The following is an 8571-nucleotide window of genomic DNA, read 5'->3' as shown; positions in this document are numbered from 1 at the left end:
TTAAAAACATTGTACCGTAAAAGGACTGTTATATGGCCTTTTTACTTTTAGACAATTATACGGACTTTATCCAAATTCTTTGTGCTTTCTTTACAAATAACTAATTATTTTCTATTTATTAAGTTTATGTAAAAATACTTTTAAGTATGTTATTTTTATTAAAATTTACGTTATAATTAATTTGTAATCATAAATTTGGAGGTATACTATGTCACAAAAAGTACTTGTAGTAGATGATGAGCAATCAATTGTAACCTTGTTAAAATATAATTTAGAGCAAGCTGGATATATCGTGGATGTTGCCTATGATGGTGAAGAAGCATTAGAAAAAGTGAATGCTGTAAATCCAGAATTGGTTGTATTAGATGTTATGCTTCCTAAAAAAGATGGAATCGAAGTTTGTAAAACGATCCGATCTGATAAAAATTTAGTGCCAATTTTAATGTTAACTGCTAAAGATGATGAATTTGATCGTGTGTTAGGTCTAGAACTTGGTGCAGACGATTATATGACTAAGCCATTTTCACCGAGAGAAGTGGTAGCTAGAGTTAAAGCCATTTTAAGACGATCTGCCATGATCAATGAAGCAGTACCAGTTGAAAATGATGAAGATGATATTTTAATTGGTTCTATCAGAATTAGACCAGAATATTTTGAGGTTTACCGTGGTGATGAATTATTAGAACTCACACCTAAGGAATTTGAACTGTTACTATATCTTATTGAAAGACAAGGCAGAGTAATTACACGTGAGCATATGCTAAACTCTGTTTGGAATTACGAATTTGCAGGTGACTCAAGAATTGTGGATGTACATATAAGTCATTTAAGAGATAAATTGGAAGAGAACCCTAAGCAGCCTAAATTGATCAAAACAGTTAGAGGTTTAGGCTATAAATTGGAAAGACCTAAAGTCTAATGTTGAAGTTTCACCAAAGACTCTTATTTTTATTATGTACCATCGTTATCATTAGTTTTGTTGCATTAGGTGCAATAATTACACATGTCATTTACAATACAGTCATATCAAGCCAACAAGGTGACTTAGAACACCAAGCACAACATTTAGTCAGTTTATACAATCATGATAAAACAGATGAAATCAAAGATATTGCAAAAAACGAAAATTTTACTTTGATACTTACTGAAGGTAACGATGAAGTATTTTCCACAAAATCAGGGACCCCATTTAATAATGATATTAATAATGAAGCGAATCCTTCCAAAATAATTTACGATAAAATAGGGGATGACCGTAGATATACTTTTAAAACTTCGATTAGAGATAAAGATGTGATTATCAGTGGTGTTAATAATCAAATACTAGAACTACAAATAGGTATATGGAAATATGTAGGTTTAATTGGATTATTTGTATTGGTTATTATTTTCTTTGTCGTGAGAAGCATTAATAGAACTTACATTAGACCGATAAATGAAGTTACATATGCAACAAACCTATTAGCCGAAGGTTATTATCATGTAAGGGTTCCAGAAAGTAATGTTAAAGAAACGAGAGAATTATTCGTCACCACTAATGAGCTAGCCAGAAGATTACAACGATTAAATCATAAACAAAAGTTACAATCTAATCGATTGAAAACAACGATAGAAAATATTCCTAGTTCAATTTTAATGATAGATAAATATGGTGAGATTGTAATTGCAAACAAATCATATTATGATGTGTTTAATCCTGAGAATGTTGTAGAACATAAAAGCTATATCGACTTTATAGATCCAGAGATTCAAAAGTTAATCGCCGAAGCATTTAAAGTTGAAAAATCAACTTATGATCAAATAGAGTTGACAATTGACCAAGTCCACCAAAAATACTTTGACACAGCATGTATTCCAATTTTATCTAAAAGTAAAAAGAATCTTTACGGTATGGTAGTCGTGCTACATGATATTACAAATTTGAAAAAATTAGAAAATTTAAGACGTGAATTCGTAGCTAATGTATCACATGAATTGAAAACACCTATCACTTCTATAAAAGGCTTCGCCGAAACACTTTTAGATGGTGCTAAAAATGATGAACAAACATTAAATGACTTTTTAAACATCATTTCTAAAGAATCGAATCGTATTGAAACATTAGTATATGACTTATTAGATTTGTCTCATGTTGAGCAACAAACACAATTAGAAACAGAACCAACAAGTTTATCTGAAATTGCTGAGTCAACAATGAAGCATATGCAAAATATCGCAGAAAGTAAAAATATAACAATAGTTAATGAGATTGAACCAGATATTATTATTGAGGCAAATAAAGATAAAGTTTCGCAAGTAGCACTTAATTTACTTTCGAACGCAATAAGTTATTCTAAAGTTTCTAGTCAAGTCATTGTGCGTGTTTTCAAAGAAGGTAATAAGCGTGTGCTTGAAGTTCAAGATTTTGGTATTGGTATTAGTAAGCAAGATCAAAAACATATCTTTGAACGCTTTTATCGTGTAGATAAAGCCCGCAGTAGAGATTCAGGAGGCACAGGTTTAGGCTTATCTATTACAAAGCATATTATGGAAGCCCATCAAGGTAGAATTAATGTGTTTAGTGAACCAGAAAAGGGTTCTACTTTTAGAGTCACATTTTTTGATTAAAATAATAACTACGACCGATTTAACCATAACCATCATAGGCCAAGGTTAATCGGTCGTTTTATTTTGTGTTAGTAAAAATAGAGTAAGAAAAACTCAAATTTATTAGAAATCATTGTTTTGTCCTATACAAAGAGAAAAGTGCTTGTGATTGAATAGGTTGGAAAGCTGCCTGTGATAGAGACGATAAACATGTGCATAGTGATGCTTAATCATTAAACTATAATATGTGGATTAACAGTGACTGACAATAACATGGAGATTAATTGAAATAATTATTTTATCTCAACCTCATCGAATGAATACGGATTGACCTATAATTTATGATAAAATGGAAAGTAAATATGTGTTGGAGGTTAAAATATTGAATAAATTAATTTTAATTGATGGAAACAGTTTGAGCTTTAGAGCTTTTTATGCGTTACCATTATTACAAAATAAAGCTGGTATTCATACGAACGCCGTTTATGGTTTTGCAATGTTGTTGGAAAAAATTATAAAAGAAGAACAACCCACACATTTTTTAGTTGCTTTTGATGCTGGGAAAACAACATTTAGACATGCGCAATATAGTGAATATAAAGGTGGACGACAATCCACTCCTCCAGAACTTAGTGAGCAATTTCCATACGTTAGACAATTATTGGATGCATACCGTATCAAACGTTACGAATTAGAAAACTATGAAGCAGATGACATTATAGGTACTTTAAGCAAACAAGCTAATCATGAAAACTTCCAAACAATAATCATTACTGGTGATCGTGACTTAACACAATTAGCTACTGACGATGTTACAATCTATTACACTAAAAAGGGTGTTACAGATGTCGACCATTATACTCCAGAATTTATAGCTGAAAAATATAATGGTTTATCGCCGAAACAAATTATTGATATGAAAGGTCTAATGGGGGATAGTTCTGATAATATTCCTGGTGTGGCAGGCGTTGGAGAAAAAACAGCCATTAAACTATTAAACCAATTTTCCACAGTAGAAAATGTATACGAACATATAGATGAAGTTTCGGGTAAAAAATTGAAAGAAAAGCTTGAAAATAGTAAAGATGATGCTTTAATGAGTAAAACGTTGGCGACTATCAATTGTGATAGTCCAATTGAAGTATCATTAGAAGATACTAAATTGCCTGATCAATCAGATACTGATGACAAAATTGAACTATTTAAAAAATTAGAATTTAATCAACTCTTAGACCAGATGGATGCTTCAATTAATGACTCTGACGTTCAAGAGATGGATATTGAACTAGAAGATGATTTTACAAAAATTGATTTCAACTCATTAAAAACAGCAATCATCCATTTCGAGTTAGATGGTGCCAATTACTTAAAAGACAATATTTTGAAATTTGGCTTCTTCGATGGTCAACATTATGTCGTAGTCAATGCCGAACAACTTTCACAAAATCAGTCACTGGTTGCTTGGCTTGAAAATGAGAAGACTGAAAAAATCGTCTACGATGCCAAAAAGTCTTATATCGTAGCACATCGACTTGGTATTAATATTAAGCATATTGTGTTTGATGTGATGCTAGCTAGTTACATTATTGATCCTTCACGCACAATAGATGATGTGAATTCTGTGGTAGCAAACTATGGTCAGCATTATGTTCAATCAAGTGTAGCAATATATGGAAAAGGCAAGAAAAAACAAATTCCATCAGATGACGTATTAAATCCTTATGTGGGAACTATTGTCAACGCCATTAACCAAGTTAAACCAAAAATTCAACAACAATTGGATGACTATAATCAAACTGATTTATTACATGATTTAGAATTACCGTTGGCTCGTATTTTAAGTGAAATGGAAGAGACAGGTATTTATACTGAACTTAGTGAACTACAACAAATGGAAGTAGAAATTCAAAGTAAATTAGATGTCTTAATTGACAATATCTATGATGCTGCAGGTGAAAAGTTTAATATTAACTCACCAAAACAATTAGGTGTTGTATTATTTGAAACATTAAAATTACCTGTCATTAAAAAGACAAAGACAGGATACTCTACAGCGGTTGATGTATTAGAACAGTTACAAGGAGAACATCCAATCATAGAATATATTTTAGAATATAGGCAATTAGCTAAATTACAATCAACGTATGTTGAAGGCTTACAAAAAGTGATTGCTGAAGATAATCGTATCCATACTCGATTTAATCAAACATTGGCTCAAACTGGACGTCTATCATCAATCGATCCAAACCTTCAAAATATACCAGTACGTTTAGAAGAAGGTCGAAAAATTAGAAAAGCATTTAAGTCAAGTGATAAAAATAATGTTATCTTTTCAGCCGATTATTCACAAATTGAATTAAGAGTACTGGCACATATTACACAAGATGAAAGTTTGAAACAGGCGTTCATCAATGATGAAGATATTCACACAGCCACAGCAGTGAAAGTTTTTGACGTAGAACCTGAAAATGTTGATAGTTTAATGCGGAGACAAGCAAAAGCTGTGAATTTTGGTATTGTTTATGGTATAAGTGACTATGGATTAAGCCAAAGCTTGGGAATAACTAGAAAACAAGCCAAAAAATTTATAGATGATTATCTGGACAGTTTCCCTGGTGTTAAACAATATATGGAAGACATAGTTAAAGATTGTAAAGCGCAAGGTTATGTAGAGACACTGCTTCATAGAAGACGCTATATTCCAGATATTACAAGTAGAAATTTTAATTTAAGAAGTTTTGCTGAAAGAACAGCAATGAATACACCTATACAAGGAAGCGCAGCAGATATCATCAAACTTGCGATGGTTCATTTTGCTAACGAGGTTAAACATACAGATTTTCATGCTCAACTATTACTACAAGTACACGATGAGTTAATTTTTGAATTGCCAGAAGAAGAAGTAGAAGACTTTGAAAAATTTATTGAAAAGATAATGGATAATGCATTGAAATTAGATGTTCCATTGAAAGTAGAATCTAGTTATGGACAAACATGGTATGGCGCGAAATAGAAAGAGGGGAATATGGTGCCTGAACTACCTGAAGTTGAACATGTTACAAGAGGGATAAGGCCTTTTGTAAAAGGGCAAAAAATTGAGGATATTATGTTCTCTGATAAAGTGATAGAAGGAAAAAATAATAATAAAGAAACGATTATTAAAGGGTTATCTTTAGATACATTTAAACATTATACTAAAGGCTACACGATTCATAATATTGAAAGACGTAGCAAATATATTGTTTTTTATATTGAAAATAGTTCGACACAAAGAATAATTATTAGCCATTTAGGTATGGCAGGTGGTTTTTTTGTCGTAGATCATTTAGAAGATATCAGTGCTCCCAATTATCGTAAACATTGGCATGTTATTTTTAAATTAGATAATGACAAACTCTTAGTTTACTCAGATATTCGGAGATTTGGTGAGATTAGAAATGTTGCTTCATTTGAAGGATATCCATCATTTTTAAAAATCGCACCGGAACCTTTTGAGAAAGAAGCATTACCACATTTTATGTCATGGTTTGATAAAAAATTATATCAAAATAAACCAATCAAACAAATGATATTAGACCATAGAGTAGTTTCAGGTTGTGGTAATATCTATGCCTGTGAAGCATTATATAGAGCAGGTATCCATCCAGCACGTATATCTAAAGATTTAAATTATCAAGAAAAAGAAATGTTATTTTATTATGTTCGAGAAGTGTTAGAAGCGGGTATTAAATATGGAGGTACCAGTATTTCAGATTATCTCCATGCAGATGGAAGTACAGGTACGATGCAACAACATTTAAATGTATATAAACAAAAGACATGTAAAGTGTGCGGAAATGATATTGAGACACAAATCATTGCAACACGTAATAGTCATTTCTGTCCTGTATGTCAAAAATGAAGGAAGAGTGAAATTATGCCTAAAGTTATTGGATTAACTGGTGGTATCGCATCAGGAAAATCAACTGTTTCAGAATTGTTAACAGCACATGGTTTTAAAATTGTTGATGCAGATATTGCATCACGTAAAGCTGTTGAAAAAGGTTCTGAAGGACTAGAGCAGGTGCGTTCAACATTCGGAGAAGAAGCAATCGATGAAGATGGTAATATGAACCGAGAATATGTAGGAGATATTATTTTCAACTATCCAGAAAAAAGATTAGAATTAAATGAAATCGTACATCCAATTGTTAGAACCATTATGGAACAAGAAAAAGAAGCATTTCTAAAAGATGGATATAATGTAATAATGGATATCCCATTACTTTATGAAAATGAACTACAAGATACAGTCGATGAAGTATGGCTTGTCTATACTTCTGAAAGTATCCAAATTGATAGATTAATGCAACGTAATGATATTTCTATGGAGGATGCAAAGGCACGTGTTTATAGTCAAATATCCATAGATAAAAAACGCAGAATGGCAGACCATGTTATCGATAATCGAGATTCTAAATTAGATTTAAAACAAAACTTAGAACAATTATTAACTGATGAAGGTTATATCGAAAGTGAAACAGGTCATTCGCAAGAAATTTAAATAACAATGTTTTTAAAATCATACTTATTTGATTCCTTCAAAGTGGACATTTAACAAATGAAAACTTTGGAGGGATTTTTTGTATATCAATAATAATAAGGATAAAGATTTTTCTAAAATTAATCGTTTAGAAAACTACAATTTTAATTATTTTAAGTTTTTTAAATTTTTCTTTAAGAAAACGCTTTCGCATTCATCGATTTATGTTATACTAATTCCATAAAGTATAACACTAAAACGAGGGGTGCTTCGAATGACGACAAATATTGCAATTAATGGAATGGGTAGAATAGGTAGAATGGTATTAAGAATAGCGCTAAAAAATGAAAATATGAATGTAGTCGCGATTAATGCTAGCTATCCACCAGAAACAATTGCTCACCTAATCAATTATGATACAACACATGGTAATTTCGATTTAAAGGTAGAACCTATTGAGAATGGTATAAAAGTCGATGACCGCGAAATAAAACTTGTTGCTGACAGAAATCCAGAAAATTTACCATGGGGCGAACTTGATGTAGATATTGTAATTGAAGCTACTGGTAAATTTAATCACGGTGATAAAGCAGTCGCTCATATTTCGGCTGGTGCTAAAAAAGTGTTGTTAACAGGACCATCTAAAGGTGGAGATGTACAAATGATTGTTAAAGGTGTGAATAATGATCAATTAGACATTGAAAAATATGATATCTTTAGTAATGCTTCTTGTACAACGAATTGCATTGGGCCTGTGGCAAAAGTACTTAATGACCAATTCGGTATTCAAAATGGTTTAATGACAACAGTGCATGCTATTACTAATGATCAAAATAATATTGATAATCCACATAAAGACTTAAGACGTGCGCGTTCATGTAATGAAAGTATTATTCCTACTTCGACTGGAGCGGCTAAAGCACTTAAAGAAGTTTTACCTGAACTAGAAGGCAAACTACATGGCATGGCTTTAAGAGTGCCGACTAAAAATGTATCATTAGTTGATTTAGTGGTTGATTTAGATACTAACGTCACAGTAGAACAAGTTAATGAAGCTTTCAGAAATAACACATTAGAAGATGTGATTGCGACTGAAGATGCACCGCTTGTATCTATGGACTTTAACACAAATCCACATTCAGCCATTATTGATACACAAAGTACAATGATTATGGGTGAAAATAAAGTGAAAGTTATAGCTTGGTATGATAATGAATGGGGTTATTCAAATAGAGTTGTTGATGTTGCCGAAGAAATTGGTCAATTATTAAAAAATAATGTATCAACTGTTGTTAATTAATAGCCTAATTACTGTAAATATTTAATGTGGTTACTGCTTTGTAATTGCGTATCCAAGAAAATTAATTTATTGTTAACTTATATCTTTACCTCTCTTTAAAGTGAATGTGCATTTTCACTTTAAAGAGAGGTTTTATTGGATAAAAAAACCATACGCTATGCGT

Annotated in this window: 6 protein-coding genes; all 6 read left to right on the top strand. The window is 31.5% G+C overall.

Features of this window, described 5'->3' with window-relative positions; genetic code table 11:
* Positions 1–208: 208 nt before the first annotated feature.
* The 6 genes from KA883_RS13515 to gap all read left to right on the top strand — a co-directional run bounded on the left by KA883_RS13515 (position 209) and on the right by gap (position 8408).
* The gene (locus KA883_RS13515) at positions 209–919 is read left to right on the top strand and encodes a response regulator transcription factor (RefSeq protein ID WP_046206876.1); all 711 of its coding nucleotides are present in this window, start codon (positions 209–211) and stop codon (positions 917–919) included.
* Positions 919–2607 (top strand): two-component system histidine kinase PnpS, encoded by a 1689-nt coding sequence (pnpS, locus tag KA883_RS13510; protein ID WP_046206877.1) that lies wholly within the window; start codon positions 919–921, stop codon positions 2605–2607. Before KA883_RS13515 ends, pnpS begins: the two co-directional genes overlap by 1 nt.
* A gap of 361 nt (positions 2608–2968) precedes the next feature.
* The gene (gene polA / locus KA883_RS13505) at positions 2969–5599 is read left to right on the top strand and encodes a DNA polymerase I (RefSeq protein WP_210140021.1); all 2631 of its coding nucleotides are present in this window, start codon (positions 2969–2971) and stop codon (positions 5597–5599) included.
* Positions 5600–5614: 15 nt separating this feature from the next.
* On the top strand, positions 5615–6487 hold the full coding sequence (gene mutM, locus KA883_RS13500) for a bifunctional DNA-formamidopyrimidine glycosylase/DNA-(apurinic or apyrimidinic site) lyase (protein WP_046206978.1): 873 nt from the start codon (positions 5615–5617) through the stop codon (positions 6485–6487).
* A 15-nt stretch (positions 6488–6502) separates the two neighbouring features.
* Complete coding sequence (coaE, locus tag KA883_RS13495) at positions 6503–7129, top strand: dephospho-CoA kinase (RefSeq protein ID WP_046206879.1); 627 nt, start codon at positions 6503–6505, stop codon at positions 7127–7129.
* Positions 7130–7382: 253 nt separating this feature from the next.
* Positions 7383–8408, top strand: coding sequence for a type I glyceraldehyde-3-phosphate dehydrogenase (gene gap, locus KA883_RS13490; RefSeq protein WP_046206880.1), 1026 nt, complete (start codon positions 7383–7385; stop codon positions 8406–8408).
* Positions 8409–8571: the final 163 nt, after the last annotated feature.

It is taken from the genome of Staphylococcus sp. GDY8P54P (assembly GCF_017892645.1).
GTDB lineage: Bacteria > Bacillota > Bacilli > Staphylococcales > Staphylococcaceae > Staphylococcus > Staphylococcus ureilyticus.
The sequence above is the reverse complement of the archived record's forward strand: the minus strand, read 5'-3'. Positions and strand labels throughout refer to the sequence as shown.